The sequence below is a fragment of the Nocardia sp. NPDC005745 genome (assembly GCF_040630775.1).
Lineage (GTDB): Bacteria > Actinomycetota > Actinomycetes > Mycobacteriales > Mycobacteriaceae > Nocardia.
This window is the reverse complement of sequence record NZ_JBEXYF010000014.1, coordinates 67,871-90,609: the sequence shown is the minus strand read 5'-3', so window position 1 is coordinate 90,609 and position 22,739 is coordinate 67,871. Positions and strand designations below refer to the sequence as shown.

16 protein-coding genes are annotated in these 22,739 nt (G+C 68.0%); 2 read left to right on the top strand and 14 right to left on the bottom strand.

Annotated elements, in window-relative coordinates:
- Positions 1 to 60: 60 nt before the first annotated feature.
- From ABZ420_RS16840 to ABZ420_RS16795, 10 genes are all read right to left on the bottom strand, one after another.
- Positions 61 to 1,860: an alpha/beta hydrolase-fold protein gene (locus ABZ420_RS16840; protein WP_357123343.1), complete on the bottom strand. Its 1,800-nt coding sequence runs from the start codon at positions 1,858 to 1,860 to the stop codon at positions 61 to 63.
- 221 nt (positions 1,861 to 2,081) lie between these two features.
- The gene (locus ABZ420_RS16835) at positions 2,082 to 3,122 is read right to left on the bottom strand and encodes an alpha/beta hydrolase family protein (protein WP_245548770.1); all 1,041 of its coding nucleotides are present in this window, start codon (positions 3,120 to 3,122) and stop codon (positions 2,082 to 2,084) included.
- 884 nt (positions 3,123 to 4,006) lie between these two features.
- Complete coding sequence (locus ABZ420_RS16830) at positions 4,007 to 5,068, bottom strand: alpha/beta hydrolase family protein (protein WP_357123106.1); 1,062 nt, start codon at positions 5,066 to 5,068, stop codon at positions 4,007 to 4,009.
- Positions 5,069 to 5,368: 300 nt separating this feature from the next.
- Positions 5,369 to 6,436: an alpha/beta hydrolase family protein gene (locus ABZ420_RS16825; protein WP_357123103.1), complete on the bottom strand. Its 1,068-nt coding sequence runs from the start codon at positions 6,434 to 6,436 to the stop codon at positions 5,369 to 5,371.
- 224 nt (positions 6,437 to 6,660) lie between these two features.
- Positions 6,661 to 8,601 (bottom strand): flagellar motor control protein ZomB, encoded by a 1,941-nt coding sequence (zomB, locus tag ABZ420_RS16820; protein ID WP_357123340.1) that lies wholly within the window; start codon positions 8,599 to 8,601, stop codon positions 6,661 to 6,663.
- Between the two features lie 4 nt (positions 8,602 to 8,605).
- Positions 8,606 to 9,532: a decaprenyl-phosphate phosphoribosyltransferase gene (locus ABZ420_RS16815; protein ID WP_357123100.1), complete on the bottom strand. Its 927-nt coding sequence runs from the start codon at positions 9,530 to 9,532 to the stop codon at positions 8,606 to 8,608.
- 1 nt (position 9,533) lies between these two features.
- Positions 9,534 to 10,094 carry a phosphatase PAP2 family protein gene (locus ABZ420_RS16810; RefSeq protein ID WP_051174779.1) on the bottom strand — a complete coding sequence of 187 codons (561 nt, stop codon included), beginning with the start codon at positions 10,092 to 10,094 and terminating at the stop codon, positions 9,534 to 9,536.
- Between the two features lie 74 nt (positions 10,095 to 10,168).
- Positions 10,169 to 12,103, bottom strand: coding sequence for a glycosyltransferase (locus tag ABZ420_RS16805; RefSeq protein ID WP_357123097.1), 1,935 nt, complete (start codon positions 12,101 to 12,103; stop codon positions 10,169 to 10,171).
- A 7-nt stretch (positions 12,104 to 12,110) separates the two neighbouring features.
- The gene (gene glf, locus ABZ420_RS16800; RefSeq protein WP_357123094.1) at positions 12,111 to 13,337 is read right to left on the bottom strand and encodes a UDP-galactopyranose mutase; all 1,227 of its coding nucleotides are present in this window, start codon (positions 13,335 to 13,337) and stop codon (positions 12,111 to 12,113) included.
- Positions 13,338 to 13,660: 323 nt separating this feature from the next.
- Entirely contained in the window at positions 13,661 to 14,383 is a 723-nt protein-coding gene (locus tag ABZ420_RS16795; protein ID WP_357123091.1) for an SDR family oxidoreductase, read from the bottom strand.
- A 108-nt stretch (positions 14,384 to 14,491) separates the two neighbouring features.
- Here ABZ420_RS16795 and ABZ420_RS16790 point away from each other — a divergent pair, with 108 nt between their 5' ends.
- On the top strand, positions 14,492 to 15,124 hold the full coding sequence (locus ABZ420_RS16790) for a helix-turn-helix domain-containing protein (RefSeq protein WP_357123088.1): 633 nt from the start codon (positions 14,492 to 14,494) through the stop codon (positions 15,122 to 15,124).
- A gap of 49 nt (positions 15,125 to 15,173) precedes the next feature.
- Here the strand turns inward: ABZ420_RS16790 and ABZ420_RS16785 are convergent, their stop codons facing one another.
- From ABZ420_RS16785 to ABZ420_RS16775, 3 genes are all read right to left on the bottom strand, one after another.
- Positions 15,174 to 15,839: a hypothetical protein gene (locus ABZ420_RS16785; RefSeq protein WP_357123085.1), complete on the bottom strand. Its 666-nt coding sequence runs from the start codon at positions 15,837 to 15,839 to the stop codon at positions 15,174 to 15,176.
- 150 nt (positions 15,840 to 15,989) lie between these two features.
- A complete protein-coding gene (locus ABZ420_RS16780) occupies positions 15,990 to 16,748 on the bottom strand; it encodes a MerR family transcriptional regulator (RefSeq protein WP_357123082.1) in 759 nt (252 codons plus the stop codon).
- A gap of 612 nt (positions 16,749 to 17,360) precedes the next feature.
- Positions 17,361 to 18,866, bottom strand: coding sequence for a SpoIID/LytB domain-containing protein (locus tag ABZ420_RS16775; protein WP_357123079.1), 1,506 nt, complete (start codon positions 18,864 to 18,866; stop codon positions 17,361 to 17,363).
- Between the two features lie 415 nt (positions 18,867 to 19,281).
- On the opposite strand from ABZ420_RS16775, the gene ABZ420_RS16770 reads away from it, so the two are divergent.
- Complete coding sequence (locus tag ABZ420_RS16770; RefSeq protein ID WP_357123076.1) at positions 19,282 to 21,789, top strand: N-acetylmuramoyl-L-alanine amidase; 2,508 nt, start codon at positions 19,282 to 19,284, stop codon at positions 21,787 to 21,789.
- Between the two features lie 72 nt (positions 21,790 to 21,861).
- On the opposite strand, the gene ABZ420_RS16765 is transcribed toward ABZ420_RS16770, so the two are convergent.
- Complete coding sequence (locus ABZ420_RS16765) at positions 21,862 to 22,689, bottom strand: HAD family hydrolase (protein ID WP_357123073.1); 828 nt, start codon at positions 22,687 to 22,689, stop codon at positions 21,862 to 21,864.
- Between the last annotated feature and the right edge of the window lie 50 nt (positions 22,690 to 22,739).

Genomic DNA, 22,739 nt, shown 5'->3' with positions numbered 1-22,739 from the left:
CTGGGCCGGCTTCGCCGCGCCTTCGGCCGGTGCCGTCGGGAGTCGGACGATCCGAGCGTCTCAGAGGCTGTGGACTTCCGGTTTGCCGTCGCGCACCGTGATGAAGCCGCCTTGGAAGTTCTGCTGAATGCCATCCGAGATGGGGAACTCGTCGCCGGTGGGGTAGCCGAGTTTGCCGTTCTCGTAGCCGGTCTCGCGCCACGCGTCCAGCACCGGGCCGTTGCGCACCGCCCAAGCGCCGGAGACGGGGCTCCAGTAGATGTTGCCGCCTTCGAATCGGCTGAACCGGCCCAGTTCCTTCAGCGCCTGTTCCTCGTCGACCGGGAAGCCGAGCGGACTGTTCTCGAAGCCGAGCTGGGCATACTTACCGAGGATCAGACCTTGGACACGATGCACGCCGGTGGCTCCGCTGTAGTAGAACGGGCCGTTCTCGAAGGCTTGCACGACGCCGTCGCGGCTCGGTGTCTTGATCTCCGGCGCGACCGGATAGCCGGCGGGGCCGCGTTCGAACCCCTGCTTGCCCCATTCCTCCAGGATCGCGCCGCGGACCACCTGGGCACCGGTCTGCGGCGTCCAGTACAGCGAGCCGTTCTGGAAGGACTGGTACTTGCCGCGACCATCCTCCAGCGCGCGCTCCTCACCGGTCGGCAGGCCGAGCGGTCCGGTGGGGCCCCCTGCCGCCTGGTAACCCGCACCGAACAGACCGCCGACCGGATACGCGCCGCTGCCCGGCGTGTGGAATACCCGGCCACCCGCGAAGTCCTGAGCGGTGCCTCCCGCCACCGCGTACTCCCCGGTGAGGCAATGGCGGAGCCACCCCGCCGCGGCGGCCACCGGGCCGATCGCACCGCCCGGCTGACAGTCGGGCTTGCCTTGGTCGACGCCCAGCGCGGAGGCGGCTTGGGCCCAGGACTGGCGCATCTCGAAATCCCAGTACGGCCAGGAGTGCGTGCCGGACGGGCGATAGTTCACCTGCGCCGGGATGGCCAGCTTGGACAGCTTGGTCACGAAGTTCTGCGAGGTGAGCCGCGCGAGGATCTCCAAACCCATGCCCGCGATATTCGTGCTCACCCCGGGTATGCCGAGCGCCTGGTCGTAGGGTCCGATCGCGCCGCTGCCGCTGGAGATGTACAGGCTGACGCCCCGCAGCTTGTCGGCCAGCATGTACGGGTCGTGCGCCTCCCACTCCGGTCCGGTTTGCGGACCCCACATGGCGGCGGAGTCGAACCCGCCCGCGTCGCGCATCGCGAACTCGATGGCCTGGGGCATGCCCAGCGTCGTGGTGGTCAAGAAGCCGGAGTACGAGGCGGCGTGCCGCACGAAGCCGGGGTTGCGGGCGGCCAGGAGCATCGCGGCCGTGCCGCCCATCGACAGCCCTTCCATGCCCCGCACGCTCGTCGCCCGCCAATGGCTCTCCAGCAGCGGCGGAAGCTCCTTGGTCAGGAAGGTTTCCCACTTGTAGGTGCGGCCGTTGTCCGGCTCCAGCCAATCGGTGTAGAAGCTGGACTGCCCGCCGATGGGCAGCACGACGGTGACGTTCTTGTCGGCGAAGAAATCGACCGCGCCCGCCTCCTTCGTCCAGCCGTTCTCGTCGTCGGTCGCGCGCAGGCCGTCGAGCAGGAACAGGACGGGGAACCGGGCCTCAGGGCGGGCGTTCCAATCCCTGGCCAGCAACAACTGCACCTGGATCGGCGCACCCATGGACGGCGAGGTCACCCACAGAGCGACGCGACGGTCGCTGAGCCACTGGACCTTCTCCAGCACGGGCGCGGCCACGGCCACCGTGGGTTCCGCGGCCGCGGGCGCCTCCACGGACGTGCCCGCGGCTAGGGGGACCACCAGTGCGGTGGCGAGCAGCATCAGCCGCTCGCGCGCCGAACGAGCGACGAGACGCCCGCGTATGCCACAGCTACCGCGCGTAATCCCTGCCACAGAAGCTTTGTACTCCCGTTATAGCGACGTTTACGGGAGACACGCGCTGCCTAGCAAACTATGTTCGCTGCCCCGCGATCAGCACTGGCCCCGAACGCAATTCAGGCCGCACCGAAACGGTGCGGCCTGAATGCGAGAGGTGGATCAGATCACCAGGCGCCGGTGGCGTCCAGGATCATGTTGCGGGAGGCGAACAGCTGGCCCTCCCAGTACTTCCAGGAGTGGGTGCCCGCGGCCGGGAAGTCGAACCGGGCCGGGATACCCAGCGAGCTCAGGCGAGCCTGGAACGCGCGGGTGTTGACCAGCGAAAGGGCTTCCAGCGCCATCGCGTTACCGGTGTTGAACACGCCGACCGCCGAGTTCGGCTGGTCGAACTGACCCGGCAGACCGCTGGCGGCCGAGATGTACATCGGCAGGCCCTTCAACTGCGGCGCGAACACGAACGGGTCCATCCGCAGCCACTGCGGGCTCCACGGCGCGGCCATCGAGTCGACGTTGAAGCGGCCCGCGTCCAGCATCGCGACGCGGATCGCCTCGCGCATGCCCGGCGCGGAGATGTTCAGGTAGCCCGAGTAGGAGGCGGCGAACTTGAACTGGTCGCGGTGGTAGGCCGCGAGAGCCAGGGCCGCGCTACCGCCCATGGACAGGCCGACGACCGCGTTGTTGGTGCGCGATACGCCGTAGCCCTCCAGGAAGGCCGGGAGCTCCTTGGTGAGGAAGGTCTCCCACTTGTAGGTGGTCTTCTGGCCGTTCAGGTTCGACGGTGCGTACCAGTCGGTGTAGAAGCTGGACTGGCCGCCGACCGGCATCACCAGGGTGATGTTGTCGTTGCCGAACTGCTGCAACGCGTTGGTCTCGAACGACCACGCGTTGCGGTCGTCGCGGGCACGCAGGCCGTCGAGCAGGTAGAGCGCCGCGTTACCGCCGCGCGCTGCCCACTGGACCTGGACCTTGATCGGGCCCATGCTGGAGGGGACCATCAGGTCCTCGAAGCCACCCGCGGGCGCTCGCAACACCGGCGCGTGCGCCGACGGCGCCGCGGTGGCGAGCGTCGGGGTCGCCAGGCCCGCGGCGATCGGTAGCGCCAATGCGGCGGCACCGACAGCCAGAATTCGATTACGCCAACCGCGAGGCGCGCCTCGTCGTCCCGACTCTGTTCTCTTCGGCGCGGCCGCCCTGCCGAAACGCATGAATTCTGCTCTCTTTCTGCTGTTGTGGTGCCACCTCGCCACCCGAAGGGCGAAGCGGCACCCGTGTTGCCAACGAGACGCGCGTCACGGACATGGTCCCGACAATCCGATCCCCGTGACGGCGCTACAACGATCTGGTCACACTTGCGCTCGCTGGACGATATTCGACGGTCCTCGCTTTAGCAAGATCCGAGGTCTTTCCACTGGCCGAAATCCGTCCGTTTGCGCAAGGTAATGATGCGGTGACCTTATCGCGTTCTCGCGGTGATGTCGTCTCGGATCGCAAGATATTCGCGCTCCTGGCGGGAACTGTCACCGACCCGAGATCTTCGCAATCCCGGCGTCCGGCTCGCCCCCGAACCGGCGCACCGCGCATGCGGTCGACGATGCGAAGACCCGGCAGGGACCGTTGACCGAGATGTGATCGGCCCCGAGATCTGCCGTGATAGCCGCGAGAATGATCTCGAGCAAACAGTTCTAGCTCCGAAGATCCTACAGCAGCGATTTCTCAGCAAACGAAACGACAGCAGTCGCGCCCTCCCCGCCGACCCCTAAAAGCCCCTACTCTGCCCAACCCCTACCCCCGAGTTCGGCTGCCCAGAGCCCCCATACCCCTAGGGCTCACCCCCTACAGCACCCCACTCACCGAGAAGCAACACGACTGAACAAACGCGAACAAATGTTCCCGAACTACGGTGCATCACAAGCGCGAGATCCCCACTCGCTCACCCTCCTCGGGCTGCAAGTCATACGAGCGCCGTTGGCGGCCCGGCTCGCGCCGGAGCGGACGAAGCGCATGCGCCGCAGGGGCGAGGCTCGTCCGCTCCGGCGCGAGCCATAAAGGGGCCGTGAACACCCAGCGCCGCAGGCACTGGAAATCCAACTCACCCGATGTTCGCCGACATATCCGGAATCATTCGCATGGCCTCGTCGGACCAGTTGTTCCAGGCGTGAATACCGAACGGCGGGAAGGAGTACACGGCGTTGCCTCCGCCGAGCGTCGCCATCCGGACCTGGAACGCGCGGGTGTTCGCCAGTGCCAGGCTCTCCAGACCCATGCCGTTGAGGGTGCTGAAGCTGGGCGGGTCGGTGGCCGAGGGCAGGCCGCTGGCCGCGGCGATCCACAGGCGGGTGCCGTTGCGGACCAGGTTGGGGGCGAACACGAACGGGTCCATCCGCAGCCACTGCGGACTCCACGGCGGAGCCATCGAGTCGACGTTGTAGCCGCCGGCGTCCAGCATGGCGGCGCGAATCGCCTCGCGCATGCCCGGCGCCGAGTTGTTCAGGTACCCGGAGAACGAGCCGGCGAAGCTGAACTGGTCCGGGTGGTAGGCGGCCAGGGTCAGTGCCGCGCTGCCACCCATCGACAACCCGAAGGCGCCGTTGCGATTCGGGTTGAACCCCAGCCTGTCGCGCAGCGCCCAGCGCAGGTTGCTGGTCAGAAAGGTCTCCCACTGGTAGCGGTAGCTCTTGCCCGGCCCGCCCGCGAACCCGTCCAGCCCACCGGAACCGGTGCTCGAACCGCTACCCGCCGGGATCCCCAGGAACTCGCTCGGCGCGATCCAGTCGGCGTAGAAGCTCGACATGCCGCCGACCGGCATCACCACGTTGATGTTCTGGCTCGCCAGGACTTGCGGGATGTTCGTCTCGATCTCCCAGCCGTTCAGCGATTCCGGCGCCCGCATGCCGTCGAGCACGTAGACGACGCGATTGGTGTTGCCGTCCGCCGCCCGCAGGATCCTGGTCTTGATCGGGCCCATGCCGGAATCGACCCAGAAGTCGAAGGCCGCGGGATCGAAGGCCGCCGATGCCGTGGCGCCGGTGCCCGCGATGGTCGTGCCGAGCGGCAACAGCAGCGCCACGGCGACGCCGAGGGCGGACCGTCGCAACCACGAACCGGATGTTCGAGACCCCTCGGGCCCGCGCTTCCCGCGCGCACTACGCATCACATTCGACCTTTCCCTCGAGCGGCCTCGTCCAGCAAACTTTCAGCGATCAATACCGAACCCTCGTCGGGCACCGCGTCGCAACGTCCACCGAGAAATGGACGAATCGAACTCGGCGCATGTCGTTGGAGTATCAATCGGGAACGAATGCCTTCATGTTGCTGGATGGTGATCCAGACCACAACTACCGAAGCCCGTTTCTTCGTATTTGTTGCCGAAATACCCCCGGACGACCCGGTAAACGCCGCAAGACCGCTCCGTGCCGGTGGCGCGGAGCGGTCTTGCGTCGTGATTGCCGAGCTACCCGATGTTGGCGGACAGGTCGGGGATCATCCGGTAGACCTCGTCGGCCCAGTAGTTCCAGTTGTGCACACCGACGGCCGGGAAGTCGTAGGTGACGTTGTTCGCGCCCAGGGTGAGCATGCGGACCTGGAACGCGCGGGTGTTGGCCAAGGCCAGCGCTTCCAGCCCCATCGCGTTGACGGTGTTGAAGCTGAAACCGTCGGCCCCACTCGGCAGACCGCTACCGGCGGAGACCCAAAGGCGGGTGTTGTTCGCCTTCAGCCGCGGCGCGAACACGAACGGGTCCATCCGCAGCCACTGCGGGCCCCACGGCGGCGCCATCGCGTCGATGTTGTAGCCGCCCGCGTCCAGCATCGCCACGCGCAGCGCCTCACGCATGCCCGGCGCGGAGATGTTCAGATAGCCGGAGTACGAACCCGCGTAACGGAACTGGTCGGGGTGGTAGGCCGCCAGGGTGAGCGCGGCGCTGCCCCCCATGGACAGGCCGAACACGCCGTTGCCGTTCGGGTTGAAGCCGAGCCGGTCGCGCAGCGCCCAGCGCAGGTTGTTGGTGAGGAAGGTTTCCCACTTGTAGGTGCTGGTCTTGCCCGGTCCACCCGCGGAACCGGTCAGCAGGCCGGAGCCGGAGTTCGCCGAACCGGTGGACGACGAGCCCGCGCTGCCCAGGCCGAAGAAGTCGCTCGGACCGTTCCAGTCCGCGTAGAAGCTGGACGGTCCGCCGACCGGCATGACCACGTTGATGTTCCACTTGGTCAGCTCGCGAACGACCTCGGTATCGATCTCCCAGCCGCTCAGGTCGGTGCGCGCCCGCATACCGTCCAGCGCGTAGACCACGCGCCCGGTGTTGCCGTCGGCGGCGCGGAAGACGCGCGACTTGATCGGCCCCATCTCCGAATCGACCCAGAAGTCGAAACCGTCCGGGTTGAACGCGGCGGACGCCGGGGCGGCAGGGCCTGCCACCGACGCCCCGAGCGGTAGCAGAACCGCCAGCGATACCAGCACGGATCGCTTGAGCCAGGAACCTGCTCTTCGAGTATTAAGACGACGCCCGATCACGCCTCGCATCAGTTTGAACCTTTCGTTTCACAGCGACAGCGGCAAGCCGTCCACACGGTAACCCGCCGATGCCCTCAACCGATGGACGCCACGGCCGGGCATACGGTCGTAGCGTATATCGGTATCGACACGGTGGCGTTACCAAAAAGAGATAAAGCGGCGTACGCCACTTTATCGGACTCGCACAAGGCCATGGTCGGCGTGCATGACCGGGCCCGGTGCGTGCCACGGATTCAGCGCGGCGCGACCGGTTGCGGGAACGGATCGGCCAGTCCGCACCGCTGGATCTCGTACTTCGGCACTCGGTCGATGCGGTACTTCGCGAAACGCAGCGAGTTACGCAGGTTGTGCCGGAACCGCTCGAAGGTGAGCGGGTCGCGCGAGGAGATCAGCAGTGCCTGGGTGTCCGGGCAGGACATCGCGGTCCGCGCCTGGGTCACCCATTTCTCGTCCAGATACCAGGGCATCCACGGTTTCCTGTCCACCATGCCCGCGTCCACGATGACCCAGTCCGGGTACAGGCTCTTGTCGTGCCCGATCCGGCCGTCGGTGAGGCGGTCGGTGTGCGCCGCCAGCGGGTAGGCCAGGCCCATCGGATCGATCACGCGCACGTCCAGGGGGACGTTCATGCTGGTCATCCCGAGGTTCAGGAAGTAGACCGTGTGCCCGGCGCCGCCGTCCGGAATGGGCTGCGGCGGCGGAGCGACATACCAGAACATGAACGAGGGCGAGTTCAGCAGCAGGCCGCCGTTCGGGGTCGCGGTGATGTCGTCGACCATGGCGCGGATACGCGGATAGTCCAGGTAGTCCTCGGCCAGTATCGGGTGGTCGTGCCCGGTGTTGAGGACGTAGTAGACGCGCTCGTCGACGATGCCGGTAGAGGTGATCTTGGTGCCGGTCTTGATCGCGGTGGTGTCGGCGGCGAACAGCGCCCAACCCGCGACGCCCACGAATGCCACGGCGATCACCGCGAAGGACCAATCGGCGGCGGTCGCCGCGCGCACCCCGCCCCGGGGCGCGCGGATCGGGATGACCGCGACCGGGAGCAGCAGCAGGAACAGCTGCGGCAGCAGCATCCGGCCGTGCATGAAGTCGCCGCCGACTCGCAGCGCGTACAGGGTCAGCAGGAAACCGCTGACGAGGACCGCGGTGACCACCGCCCCCGGGGAGCGCAGCCACTTCCGGACCCGCTGGATCGACCAACCGCGCGCGTCCGACGAACCGGCGTCGGCGGTCCGGCCGGTCCGCGTGCGCGCGGCGAGCACACCGGCGAGCAGCAGCACCAGCAGCGGCGCCCACAGGAAATACGGACCGACGAGGTCCCAGAGGTAGGTGAAGCCCTGCCCCCACTTGGCTCCGCCCGCGTCCTTGGCGACGGCGGTATTGGGGTAGGGCAGACCGTAGTAGCCCATCCGCCAGATCTGGTAACCCAGCGGAACCAGGCCGGCCACCGCGACGATCACCGCGCGCAACACGATCGGCCGCAGCTTGCTCTCCGGCATGGGCGCGAAGAAGATCATCAGCAGCGCCAGCGCGCCGACCAGGGTCATCTCGGGCCGGATCAGCGGGGCGAGCCCGGCGAGGAAGACCAGTCCGAGCAGGCCGGGCAGACGCACCGACTTCGCCTGGCTCCAGCGCATCAGCTGCCACCACAGCAGGCCGATCCAGCAGATCACCAAGCCGCTTTCCAGGCCGGAGGTGACGTAGTCGCGGGCCGGGGGCAGTGCGATGTAGACCAGCACGCCCGCGGGCAGCAACAGCCCGGTGCCAGCGCCGCCCCACAGCCGCGCCGATCCGAGCATGGCGAACACGACCGCGGCCAGCGACACCGTGAGCGCGACACCGAGCACCACGTACTCGAGCCGCGCCTGGGTCAGCCAGCTGAAGAACCAGACCAGGTAGGTCCACGCGGTGCTGGTGTTGGTTTCGACGCGCTCGCCCTCGTTGAAGACTGGGCCGTTGCCTGCCAGCAGGTTGCGGACGGTGCGCAACACGATGAGGCCGTCGTCGGCGATCCACCGTCGCTGCCAGCCGCCGACCGCGAAAAGAACAACGGTGAGCGCGATCCCACCGACGAACGTGGCTTCGGATAGGCGCGTGAACCGCGACGCGGAGCGGGTCTGCTCATCGGCTTGCCGCTCCGCCCCGTGTTCCGTTCGCTCCGCTACCAGCATCTCGTCAGGTGAGATAGACAGCGACACCTACCGCTCCGATCCAGGCGATTGCGAGGAACTGCAGGATGCGGTCCCCCAGCGCGATCTCTTCCGGTTCCCCGGCCTCGCCACCATCGACGTCGACCGCGTAACGCAGGATTGCGATGGTAAACGGGATCATCGAGATCGCGAACCAGTTGGTGTCTTTGATGCCGTCCTGCTGGAACGCCCACAGCCCGTAGAACACCACGACCGCCGTCGCGGCCAGCGTCCAGATGAAGCGCAGGTAGGTGGGCGTGTAGTACTCCAGAGACTTGCGGATCTTGGCACCGGTGCCCAGCGCGATCTGCAGTTCCGCGTAGCGCTTGCCCGCGGCCATGAACAGCGAGCCGAAGGCCATGATCAACAGGAACCACTGCGACAGTTCGATGTCGGCCGCCGCGCCACCGGCCACCGCGCGCAGTAGGAAGCCGGACGACACGATGCAGATGTCCAGCACGGCCTGATGCTTCAGGCCGAAGCAGTAGGCCAGCTGGATGCCGATGTAGACCGCCATCACCACGGCCAGATGCCACGAGGCGAGGAACGATCCCGCGATCGACCCGGCCAGCAGCGTGGCCGACAGCAGATAGGCCAGGTTCACCGGGACGATGCCCGCGGCGATCGGCCGGAACCGCTTGGTCGGGTGCGCCCGGTCGGCCTCCACGTCGAGCGCGTCATTTACCAGGTAGATGCCCGAGGCCGCCATGCAGAACACCACGAACGCGATGCCGACGTGCGCGAGCACGTCCACATCGGTGGCCGTCCCCGCGGCCAGCGGCGCGGCGAGCACCAGGACGTTCTTGACCCACTGCCGCGGACGGACTGCCTTGAACAGACCGCCGGCCAGCGTCTTGGGCGGGCCCTTGACCACCGCCTCGGCGAGGTCGGCGCCGGTCGGCTCTTCACTCATGTCAACCAAGGCTCTTTCTTGTGCGGTCACTGTCGAGTCTCTTTTCGGCGGCGAGCAGGGCGGCGGCGGACGCGGCGCCGAGCGCGGAACCGGCGAGCACGTCGGAGGGGTAGTGCACCCCGAGGACCACCCGGGAAAGCAGCATCGGGGGGACGAGCACCGCAGGCAAGGGTAGCCCGGTCAATCTGCCGAGCAACACGGCCGCCGCCGTCGTGGAGGTCGCGTGCGAGGACGGGAAGCTCAATTTGCTCGGCGTCCCCACGTTGACCTGCACCGACGGATCGTTCGGGCGCGGTCGGCGAACTACGCGCTTGATGACGATCGAGGCCGCGTGCGCGCCGACCGCGCCGACCGCGACCCCCGCCCACTGTCTGCGCCGCGGTTTGTCGACCAGCCATCCCGCGGCGGCGATGCCGACCCAACCGAGCGCGTGCTCGCCGAAGTGCGACATGCTGCGGGCCGCGGACACCACGGCCGGTTTGCTGCCGAGGGTGGCCTGCACGGCGTTGATGATCGCCACTTCCGGCGGCGCCTGCTCCGCCCTGGCCGGTCGCGCGGACACCGGGCCGCCGTGCCCGTTGGCGCTGTGCAATGGCGGCTGCACGGCCGCGTCGTCGGCGGCGCTCGCTCCGAGACTCACTGCTGTCCGTCCTTCGTGTCGATCCCGAAGACCTTCTCCCAGGCCGCGGTGCTGGTCAGCTGCGGGTGGGCGGCACGGTAACGCTGCTGCATCTCCGGGAAGCGGGCGGCCAGCTCCTTGCGCAGGCGCATGGCCTCCTTGAACAGGCCGAGCGCCTGGCGCGGATCGCGCTTGCGGTAGACGACGCCGCGGCCGTCGGCCGTGGTGACGGTGACGCCGTCGACCTGCGAGAGCAGGAACCAGCGCGCGTCCAGCGTCGGCACGTTCAGCTGCGGGGTCTCGTGATGTTCGGAGTGCGCGGGACGGAAGTTGTGCACCAGGCCCTTGGCCAGGCGGACCACCTTGGCGATCGGGTTGGCGGGCTCGCCCACCGCCCCGACACCGATGTGGCTGGCCAGCGGCAGTTCGGTGGACGAGGGCAGGATCACCGCGTCCGGGTACTGCTTGCGCAGTTCGTGCACCGCGCCCAGCGCACTGGGCAGCAGCTGGAACAGCCGCTCGGGGCCGGCCAGGAAGTCGCGGATGGCGAGGTTCTGGATCGCGACCGTCGAGTACTCCAGGCAGAGCAGGTGTTTCAGGGTGGCCTTGATCGTGTTGACGACCATGCCCCGCCCGTTGCCCGGCAGGTGCAGCGAGGCGACCACCAGGCGATTGCGCAGGTGGAAGTACGCCTGCCAGTCGATGGCGTCGTCCTTGTCGCTCCAGGCCATGTGCCACACCGCCGCGCCGGGCAGGGTGACCGTCGGGTACCCGGCCGCGCGGGCGCGCAGGCCGTACTCCGCATCGTCCCATTTCAGGAACAGCGGAAGCGGCTGGCCGAGTTCCTCGGCGACGCGGCGCGGAATGACGCAGGTCCACCAGCCGTTGAAGTCGACGTCGATACGCCGGTGCAGAAGTTTCGAGTTGTCCCGGTCCTTGAGCGGGTACTTCGAGAAATCGTGGTCGTACTCGACGTTCGGCGCGGCGGTCCACATGAAGATGCCGCGGTCGACCACCTCGCCCATGACGTGCAGGTGCGAGCGCTCCTGCAGGTTGAGCATCTGACCGCCGACCAGCACCGGCGACTTCGTGAAGCGGGCGAAGGCCAGTGCGCGCAGGATCGAGTCGGGCTCGATCTCGATGTCGTCGTCCATGTAGACGATGTACTCGGCATCGGTCGTCTTCAGCGCCTCGTACATGACCCGGCTGTAACCGCCGGATCCGCCGAGGTTCGGCTGGTCGTGAATGGACAGGCGGTCACCGAGCGCCGCCGAGGATTCCGCGAAGCCGGGCTCGTCGACGACCTTCTTCGTGCCCTGGTCCGGGATGATGACGGCCGCGATCTTCTCCAGCACCAGCGGATCCGAGCCGAGGGCGGCGAGGGTCTTCACCGCGTCGGTGGGCCGGTTGAAGGTGGGCATGCCGACCGCGATGCTGCCCTCGCCGGGCGCCTCGATCGGCGCGTACCAGCCGCCGGACAGCAGCGTGACCGCCGTGTCGGTGGTGATGTCGAACCAGATCCAGCCGCCGTCCTCGAACGGGGCCAGATCGGTCTCGAACTCGACGACCACCGAGTCGGCGCCGGTCGCCACCGCGAACTCCCTGCCCTGCACGTGGATTCGCGAGCCGTCCGCCTTGGAGCGGTACACATCCACCCGGCCGTGCCCGGCCAGTTCCAGCCGCAGCACCACCGACGACAGGATGCTCCAGCGCCGCCAGTAGCTCGCGGGCAGCGCGTTGAAGTAGGTGCAGAACGAGACCTCGGACTCCGCGCCGATCGACAGCGACGTGCGGGTGGTCGCGTGCGCGCGCCGGGCGTTGGTCTGCGACTCCTCGACATAGAGCGTGCGCACGTCCAGCGGCTCACCCGGCCGGGGCAGGATGATGCGTTGCAGCAGCGACTTCGCGCGGGTCTCGGTGGTCATGTCTTCCAAAATGGATTGGGAGGTCATCGGTCTCCTAAGCCTCCTGGTCCACCAGCGGAGCACCGTCCGCCAGGTGCGGATGCAGCACGTTGTCGAACATGCTCAGCGCGCTGCCGATCGCCATGTGCATATCCAGGTACTGGTAGGTGCCGAGGCGGCCGCCGAAGACGACCTTCGCCGCGGCGGTCTCCTGCTTGGCCAGCTCCCGGTAGGCCAGCAGTTTCGACCGGTCCTCCGGGGTGTTGATCGGGTAGTACGGCTCGTCACCGGTCTGCGCGAACCGGGAGTACTCCCGCATGATCACCGTCTTGTCGGCGGGGTATTCGCGCTCGGGGTGGAAGTGGCGCGGCTCGATGATGCGGGTGTAGGGCACGTCCGCGTCGTTGTAGTTGATCACCGAAGTGCCCTGGAAGTCACCGACCGGCAGCACCTCGGTCTCGAAATCAATGGTGCGCCAGCCCAGTTCGCCTTCGCTGTAGTCGAAGTAGCGGTCCAGCGGGCCGGTGTAGACGACCGGTGCGTCCGGGTTCTCGGCGCGCAACTGCTCGCGCACCTCGAACCAGTCGGTGTTCAGCCGCACCTCGATCAGCTCGGAGGCGGCCATGTTCTCCAGCCACTTCGTGTAGCCCTCGCGGGGCAGACCCTCGTAGGTGTCGTTGAAGTAGCGGTTGTCGAAGGTGTAGCGAACCGGGAGCCGGGTGATGTTGCCCGCGGGCAGCTCCTTCGGGTCGGTCTGCCACTGCTTGGCGGTGTAGTCGCGCACGAACGCCTCGTAGAGCGGTCGGCCGATCAGCGAGATGGCCTTCTCCTCGAGGTTCTGCGCGTCCTTGGTCTCGATCTCCGAGGCCTGCTCGGCGATCAGCTTGCGCGCCTCCTCCGGCGAGAAGTAGCGACCGAAGAACTGGGAGACCAGACCGAGGCCCATCGGGAACTGGTAGGCCTGCCCCTTGTGCATCGCGAAGACGCGGTGCTGGTAGCCGGTGAACTCGGTGAACTGGGTGACGTAGTCCCACACCCGCTTGTTCGACGTGTGGAACAGGTGCGCGCCGTACTTGTGGATCTCGATCCCGGTTTCCGGATCCGGCTCGGAGTACGCGTTACCACCGAGGTGGTGTCGCCGTTCGATCACCAGAACCCGTTTACCCAGCACGGTGGCGGCGCGTTCGGCAACGGTCAGCCCGAAGAATCCGGAGCCGACGACGATCAGATCGAACTGTGAGGCGGAATGGACGGAGTTACCCGGGGACGATGCGACGGTCACGGGAGCCCAGAGTATCGGAAGTCCCGGCCGCGTCCGGGCGGAGTAGGAAGTGCGCTGAGCGGCACCGTTCGCGGCACCCGATTTCACGCCCCCGACCTCCCGATTTCGCCGGATGTTTGCCGGAATGGACCGCACGGGCAACCGGCGGGCTGTTTACTCCCCTGGCCGGCGACCGCGCTCGGTTCGCGATGCTCCGTGGCGGTCGGCCACCATGAGCCGGTGCGCGACGAAGAGGACTCCCTTCTGCGCAGCCCGCGAGCACCTCGGATGGATCCGCGCGGAGGTGCCCGGGAGCCGCCGCGTCCGGATGCGCCCAACCGCGCTCAGGCCGGGAAACCAACGTCCAGCTCGACCTTGTCCCGCTCGGTGTACAGCCGCCAGTAGTGGTCACCGAGTTCTTCGCCGCTGATCCGCACGATTTCCAGGCCGTCGGGAATCAGCTCCGGGTGCTCGTCGACGATCTGCGCGGCTCTGCTGCCCTCGATCAGTGCGCCGATGTTGAGCAACCCCACGTAGACACCGGTGCCGCGCAGTTCCACCTCGAGTTGGCGCAGGTAACCGCGCTGCGCGGCCAGCGCGATGCCGAAGTTGGCGAGGTAGGGCGCCACGAAATGCTCGGACGAGCCCGAGGAGAACAGCAGCGCTCCGTCGCCTCTTTCCACCATTTTCGGCGCTAGTGCCCGCGTCATCAGAATCGGTGAGTGCAGCTTGAGCGCGAGCGGCGCATCGAGGGAGGGGATGTCCACCTCCAGCGTCGAGGGCAGCCGGTCGCTCATGTTGCCCGCCGCCCCGTGCATCGCCACGTGGATCGGCCCGAAAGTCGCCTCGATCTTCTCGATCACGCCCGTGACCTGCGCGGCGACGGTCACGTCCGCGGGGAAGGCGGCGGCCTCGATGCCCTCGGCCGCCAGTTCCTCGGCATGCCGGCGCGCCTTCTCGGGATCGCGCCCGATGACGGCCACACGGAACCCGTCGCGTCCGAATCGGCGGCCGGTGCCGACGCCCAGGCCGGGGCCGTACCCGAAGATCGCGATGGTCTTGGTCATTTCCACTCCAGAATTAAGTTGAGACATGGTTCAAGTTCGATGTCGACGGTAACCTAACTTGAACTCATGCTCAACATATCCGCTACGGCCGATTTGTAGGATCGGCCCGTGGACAAGCCGTTACGCAGCGATGCCCAGCGCAACCGGGACGCGCTCGTGACCGCCGCCCGCGCCGTCTTCGAGGAACGCGGCCTCGACGCACCGCTGAAGGAGATCGCCACCCGCGCCGGGGTCGCCATCGGCACCCTCTACAACCGCTTCCCCACCCGCGACGACCTCATCGCGGCGGCGGTGGAGGACCGGATCGAAGCGGGCGGCCGCATCGCCGAAGTCGCGCTGGCCATGGACGACCCTTGGGAGTCGTTCGTCTATCTGGTCGAGCAGGTCTGCGCTTTGCAAGCCGCCGATCGGCTGCTCAGCGAACTCGCCGTGCGGGCGGCCCCCAGCCGCGCCGTCGCGCAGGCGCAGGAATACGGCCACGGCTTGATGCGCCGGATCATCACCCGCGCCCAGGAAGCCGGGGTCCTGCGGGACGACTGGGTACTGGAGGACATCGCCTTCATCACCTGGTCGCACACCAGAATCGTCGAGGCGACCAGCCATATCGCCCCCGAAGCCTGGCGCCGCCACCTCGGCCTGGTGCTCGACGGCTTGCGCGCGGAGGCCGCCCATCCCCTCCCGGTCCCCCCGATCACCGAAGACCAGCTGATGCACGCGCTCGGGCGCGACGACCTGGCCTAGTAAGCCTGTCGACGTGGTCCCGTGTCACACCGTGCGCGCAGGCCGCGCGTCAGTAGAGCGGTCGGGACTGCGGTGCGGGTGGGTGTTGGCCGAATTGGGACGCCGGTGGCTGGGCACCGGGCTGCGGCACCGGCGGCTCGGCACCGAACTGCGGCATCGGCGGCTGGAGACCGAACTGCGGCACCGCTGACGGGTGGCCGGGCCGCGGCAGCAGGGGTGCGGGTGGAGCCGTGGGGCGACCGAGCGGACTGGTCACGATCGCGCCTAACGCAACCGTGCAGAGAGCTGCCCCGACGATCAGGTAGAAGGGCGAAGCGGCCGACCGCGCGGCCAAACCGTACTCACCCCCGTACGTCGCCGCGATCAGGCCGCCGAAGAATCCCCATGCGGAGCCGATCAGCACCGCGGGCCGCCCAGCGGACTTGCCGAACAGCAGGAGGATCGCACCGGCGACCAGGACCACCGCCAGCAGCGCGGATACCCCCAGCAAGATTTCCTGCACCGCACGAATACGGGAGGCAGCCCACCAGGCGTCGAAATCCTTGATTGCGTCCGGGATTCCGATTGCCGGGCCGTTGAGTTCCCCGATGCCGAGCAGTGCGCCGATACCGATCCCGCCGCCACCGAGACAGGCCGCGATCACCGCCGACGCGGTGTGCCAAGTCGACGGCGCTCCGCTGCCCTGTCCCCCGGGCGGAGCAAACGAATTGTTCATCGAACCCCCTTCGAGATCGAACCCTACCGCCCCCTGCCGACAGAAATCGACCCGAAAGCAGCTCTCGCACAGTGGAATGGACGGCATTCACAACCGAACGGACGACGGCCGGTACGCGTGCGTGCGTACCGGCCGTCGGAAGGTTGTGCTCTACAGCCGCTGCTCGGCGTAGACCTTCATCGCGTCGCGCACGAACTCGGCGGTGCCGGCCCCGTGCACGTCGTAGTTGACCGCGAAACGAGGATCGGCCACGTACATCTCGCCCAGGTTGACGAACGCCTCCTTCACCACCGGACGCCCCTGCCAGCCGATGCCGATCCAGTCGTAGTGGCGCTGGACGATGGCCTGCACCTCGTCGCTGCCGGGGGCGAGCCCGTCGGCGTGCGCCCGGCCGTAGTCGGCGGCGATGTCGAGATGCGTTTGCTGGAAGGTCTTCTTGTCCGCGTCGGACATCGAGCGCCACCAGCGGTCACCGCTCTCGTAGGCGTCCTTGCCCCAGCGTTCGATCACCTCGTCCTTGTACTTCGTGTGGTCGAAGCCGTCGAAAACTTCTGCTGCCACGAGTTGTTCACCTCTTTCCGTCTTGTGCAGCGTGGTGTGCACCGACTCGATCAGCCGCCGGATCCGATCCTGTTCCTGCCGAAGCAGGTCCAGGTGCGCGCGCAGCGCGGCGGCGGTGTCCTGCTCTCCGGCAAGGACTTCGGCGATGACCGGAAGCCCGAGGCCGAGTTCGCGCAGCAGCAGGATGCGTTGCAACCGCACGAGGGAGGCCTGGTCGTAGTACCGGTACCCGTTGGCGCCGATCCGGCTGGGCGGCAGCAGCCCCAACTGCCCGTAGTGGCGCAGCGTGCGGCTGGTGGTACCGGCCGCCTTCGCCAGATCTTGGATGGACCATTCCTTGGCGACCACGACTTGTCCTCCCTCCTTCTCTCGTCGGTGTAACCAGCTTGCAAGTTGACGTTACGTCAAGGTCAACCCCGATATTCGGGCGGATTTTCCGACTGGGCACAGGCTCCGGCAGGCGCGACCAGCACTGGCGACGGCACAAAACGAGCCGGGACCTCGAGGGCACCGACCGTCCGGCCGGGCAGGGTTCCGCTTAGCGCGATCGCCATGCCGGGCACTGGAGCGGGGTGCGCCTGCGCCCGGTCCACCCACCCCACCGGCGGTCAGCCGCCAACCGGTCACCATCCACTGAATCCATAGGTTGGAGGCCGAGGGACTGGTCGTGCGCAAACCGTGCGCCGGTGCGGTGCGCCCGGCGCGCGTTGAGCACGGCGACGTCCGCGCACAGCCGCAGGAGTTCACCGAGCCGCGGAAGACCGCAGAGCCGTCCGGCTCCCGCTCACCGAACAGGGCCACTCGCTGACCGACGACCTGCTGCTCGAGCACATGATCGACCCCAGGCGCTGCGGGCGGCACTCGACGGCACCTCCCACCGGCAACCGGCCGGACTACTGCCAAGTCGACCGAGCCGCTGGGCGACTCCGCTCGGTAGCGATCATCGCGAGGGGTTGCGGGCTAAGCCCCGCCGCCCTGCGCGGAGGTAGCACCAAGCGGTGTCCCACCACCGGGTGCGATAGCACCGGATTGGGCGACGCCACCACCACGCGAGGTAACCCCGGGGTGAGCCGCACCGTCAGGCAAGGCAGCGTCTGCCTGAACCGCACCGTCCGGCGCGGTGGCTGTAGGCGGGACGTCATCACCCGGGTCGGTGGCATCGGACCGAGCCGGATCGCGGGGTGCGATTGCAGAAGACGTAGACCCATCACCGGGTGGGATAGCACCGTGCGGCGAGACAGCGCCGGGCTGAGCGCCACGAGACGCCGTGGCAGGCTGATCCACACCAGCAGGGGCGACAGCGCCGGCCTGAGCCGCGCCAGGCGCGATGACGCCAGCCCCACCGGGGGCGGTAGCACCAAGAGAAGGCGCCGCGCCAGGCGATGCCCCGGGCGGGACTCGTAACGGCTCACCCGCTTCCGGAACCGCCTGCAACATGCGTGAGTAGTCCACGACCTGCGCGCCCAATGTGGGCGTCACGATGATGACGCCGTTGGTGTAGAGCCGGTAGGTGCCCGCGCGACGCGGCAGGATCATCTCCGGCCCGAGCGGCGTACCGATCGTGCTGTTCGCGCCCCCGATACGGCGATACTCGGCATCGATCGCCGACTCGGTGACCGCCGCCCGTTTGCGCGGATCCTCGGGTGGCGCGGTGGTGATCGACTCGCCGGGCGCGGGGCCGACCTCGAGGGTCTGGATGTCCGCGGGTTCTCCGTCATCGGGCGCGGCGGAGTACTCCGTGCGCAGGATCCGGCCGTCGCGCAGCAGGACCGCACCGGCCGTAGCCGACACGGCGTCCGCCGTCCTCGGATCCTCCTGCGCGGTGCCGGGATACCGCTGGCAAGCGGTGGTGTCGCAGGTCTGCGCGTACGGATAGCGCTGTTCGGCAAGGGCATAGGAGCGCGCCGCGATCGCCTGGGCGCGCAGGGCCTCCGCCGCGCCCTTGTCCGCCCAGTTGGGCTGCACCTCCGCCGGGACCACGCCGAGTAGATAGTCCTCGACGTCCACCTGGTTGATCGTGCGGGCCGCGCCGTCCTCGATGGCGACGCCGAGCGCACCGCGATACGCCGAACCCCCGCACAGCGTGAGATGTTCCGACGCAGGGCGGTTCGGCCGGGAGTCGACGGGATGGATCCAGGGGTCGTCGGTCGCCGCCTGCCACAGCACGTCACCGTCGCAGCCCGCCGTGACGACCACGCTCGCTCGGCCACCCGGCTGCGGCGTCAGGTGCGCGACCTGACCGGGCGCCACCTCCCTGCCCGCCACGCGCAGGCCGGCGTCCGCGAAGGCGTCGAGAGCCGAGTTGTCCCGCGTCATGAGACGAACCCGGACGGCGGTGGGCGCGATGGTGGTGAGCGTCGCGCCTGGGTAGTAGTGCTCGAGGATCCGTGCGGCTGCCCACCCCGCTCGCGCGTTCTCGAACGCGCCCACCTGGCTCATGCCGCGCCCGTGCCCGGGTCCCGCCATAGGGCGAAATGGAGCATCCAGCGGACCGCCGGAGTGCGCGAAGAGCGTTCCAGCGACCATTCCGAAGCCGATTAGCAACACAATCGATGGCGAGTAGATGAGCAGCTGTCGCCGCTGCGGACGCGCGACGCGCGATCGCTCCGACAAAATGCTCTTTACCAGCATTGTTGCGCTCTCGGTGTGCTCAAATTACGAGGCATCCGTTCACTCCCGTGGTTTCCTCAGACGGTCGATCTCCATCTTTTCGGCACGTTCTGTAGATGCGATAGCAATCGACGAGCTACATTTAGGCAATCACATAATCCTCAACCAGAGGTTTAGTCATGTGACAAATGTGGCTATTGTGATCATTGCTACATCAGGAAGCAACCCTGAATCACTCATGATCACCGGTTCGACCTGATTGGAGACGCTCGTGCGGTACCGCAAACCGAAACGTTCCTACGTGCTCCCGGTTGTCACCACCCTCGCGGTAGCTGCCCCACTGGGCACGCTGACGTTCGGCGCTTCGACCGACTACCGCACCACCACCAACAGCGAACCGGCCGCCGTAACGGCCGAACTCGCCGAGGTCGCACTCACCCAGGCGCCCGATATCGTGCTGCCGCTGCGCGAACTCACCGGGTTGAGCCTGCCTGATCTGCATCTTTCCGATCTGCGCATGCTTCCGATCGCCGAGTCCATTCCGATTCCGGATGGCCCGCTACCACCGGACGCGCAGCTAACGGAAGGACTACGACTACCCGGCTCGAATTCCGACCAAACCTCCGGCCCGGAATTCACTCCGAATCGTTCGCCGGAGAGCCTGAATTCCCCAGCTCAGCCCATTTCCCAAGGCAGTGTGCGCTTCATCGCGGAGCCCGACCGGCTCCAGCCGGGCACCACTCCCGACACCCCCGCGCTGTCTCCCGGCGCCGTGACCCCCGAGCTGATGAGCCAAGTGGGGGCACAGGTGAAAGAACTCTCCAGCGACACTCCGTTCAGCATGGTCGCTCTCACCGCCCGCCAGTTGGCCGACACCGCGGCCACGATCCGGGCTCGGCAGCCCGACGGCACGTGGGGGCCCTGGTACGACACCGAACCGGTCGACACACACCGCACCGACCGCTCCGGCCCGGGTGCGACCGACGGCACCGAGCCGATCTACGTCGGCGATACGAACGCGGTGCAGGTCCTGGTCACTCGAAAGCAGGCTGCGGCAGGCCCGATTCAGCCGGTGGCGCAGCCCGCACCCAGCGCGGACGACGCGGCGCAACAACCCGCCCCGCGTTCCGACGACCCGGCCCCCCAGGCCGCGGACCTGACCGCCGTGCTCATCGATCCCGGTCGAGGCGCTGCCGACGGCTCGCTGCACAACGTCGCCGCGGCGCTGCCCGGCGGCGGACCGAGTGTGATCACCCGCGCCCAGTGGGGCGCCGACGAATCGATCCGCTGCGACGAGCCGACCTACGACGACGGCCTCGGCGGCGTCACCGTGCACCATACGGCGGGCCGCAACGACTACAGCAAGTCCGAGTCGGCCGGAATCGTCCGCGCGATTTACACCTATCACGCGAAGACGTTGGGCTGGTGCGACATCGGCTACAACGCGTTGGTCGACAAGTACGGCCAGGTCTTCGAGGGGCGCTTCGGCGGCCTGGACCGCCCGGTGCAGGGTGCGCACGCGGGTGGGTTCAACGAGAACACCTCCGGCGTCGCGCTGATGGGCAACTACGAATCCGAGCAACCGACCGAGGCGGCGATCGAGGCGATCGGCGCCTTCGTGGGCTGGCGCACCAAGATCGCCGGACTCGATCCCAAGGGCAACACCACGATGGTCTCCGAGGGCACCTCCTACACTCCGTATGCCCAGGGCGAGGCGGTCCAGTTGCCGGTCGTCTTCGCGCACCGCGACGTCGGCAACACCACCTGCCCCGGCGACGCCGCGTACGCGCTGATGGATCGGATCCGCGACATCGCCGCCGGTACGCCGGGTGCGTCCGGCGGGCAGGACAGTCGACCCCCGGCATCCGGCGAATCCGATGTGGCGAACCTCGCCGCGCTGACCACGAAGCTGCTGAACATGGTGCAGGAGAACATCATCGCCAGGCACTGGTCTCGGTCCGGTGGGCCGAACGGCCCGCTCGGCGCAGTCCGCTCGGACGTGCTGCCCGCCGCGGAGGGCCGGCAGTACGCGAAATTCTCCAACGGTTACGTCTACACCGCGGCCGACGGACAGGTCGTCGAGGTGCTCGGCACCATCCTGGATCGCTTCCTGCAACTCGGCGCCGACACGGGTGTCCTCGGACTCCCGCTGCAGAACGCCTATCCGGTCCCGGACGGCCTGCGTGCCGACTTCGAACGCGGCTCGCTGATCCTCAACCAGCTCACCGGCATCGTCACGACGGTGTGGAAGACCTACAACGACACCTACCGGGAGGAAACCCACCGCAACCCGGTCGCGGCCCAGGTGAGCGCGCCGATTCCGCCCCACGCGCCTGCTCCGGCCGCATCGGTTCCGGGCAGCGCTCCGGGTCAGGGTGTTGCCCAAGCTCCAGCCGCTCGAACTCCGGGCAATGCCCCAGCCCAAGGCGGTGCCCAAGCTCCGGCCGCTCAGACTCCGGGTAGCGCCCCGCCCCAAGCTCCGGGCAATGCCCCGCCCCAAGGCGGTGCCCAGGCTCCGGCCGCCCAAGCTCCAGGCAGTGCACCGCTCCGAGCTGACGCCCCGGCTGCTGTGCCCGCTCCGCCGATCGCTCCCGAAGCAGGGACCCCGCTCGCCCAGGCTCCGACAGAGTCAGGCGCTCGCGCCCCTATCGGTCCGTCCCCGGCGGAACTTCAGCAAGGTGGCCACCACCCAGCCGTCATCCCGCCGCCACACGGTCCGGCACCCGCGGTTGCCGACCCAGCCCGAGCCGCATCCCCATATCCCTCACCCGAGGGCTGATCGCGAACCACTCAGCAGGTCACACTGATTCGGAGCCCGCGCCACGGCGCGGGCTCCGGCTGTGTACCACCGCTACATCCACCAGCGTTCGAGAATTCGCGCGACTCCGTCATCGGAGTTCGATTCGGCGATCTCATCGGCGGCGGCGATGGCCTCGGGGTGGGCGTTGCGCATCGCGACGCCGTGGCCCGCCATGGTGAGCATGGGGACGTCGTTGGGCATGTCGCCGAACGCGACGATGGTGGACTCGTCCACGCCGAGCCGCTGCGCCACCACCGCCAGCCCGGCGGCCTTGGTGATGCCCGGCGCGGACAGTTCGATGAGCCCGTGCTCGGTCGAATAGGTGATGTCGGCTCGCTCACCGATCAGCGGAGCGAGCACGGTGCGCATGTCCGAGCTGCGTGCGCCCGGTAGCCGGATCAGCATCTTTATGGCGGGCGCGTCGATGACCTCTTCGCGGGCGACCGAGGTGTCGTCCGGGTTGAGCCAGGCGTGCTCGTACTGCGGCGAGCTGACGAACTGCGGGGTCACCGCGTCGTGCGCGCGCTCGCCGACGCGTTCGGCGGCCAGACCGCAGCCGGGCAACGCCCGCTCGGCGACGTCGGCGAGCCAGGCGAGCGTCGGCACGTCCAATGTCATGCTGGCCAGCACCCGGTCGGCGGCGCTGTCATAGATCACCGCACCGTTGCCGCACACGCACAGCGGGGCGTAACCCAGGCCCTGCACCACGGGATCGATCCAGCGTGGTGGACGCCCCGTGGCCAGGACGAACGGCACACCGTCGGCGATCAGGGCGCCTACCGCTGCCTTGGTCCGCGCGGTGACCCGCTCGTCGTGATCGATGAGCGTGCCGTCCACATCGGTGGCGACCATCTTCGGCTTGGGCAGGTGCAGGGGCATCACCCATTCCATCCTGCCGGACGACGCCCGTCCGGTCCCGCGGGCCGGTG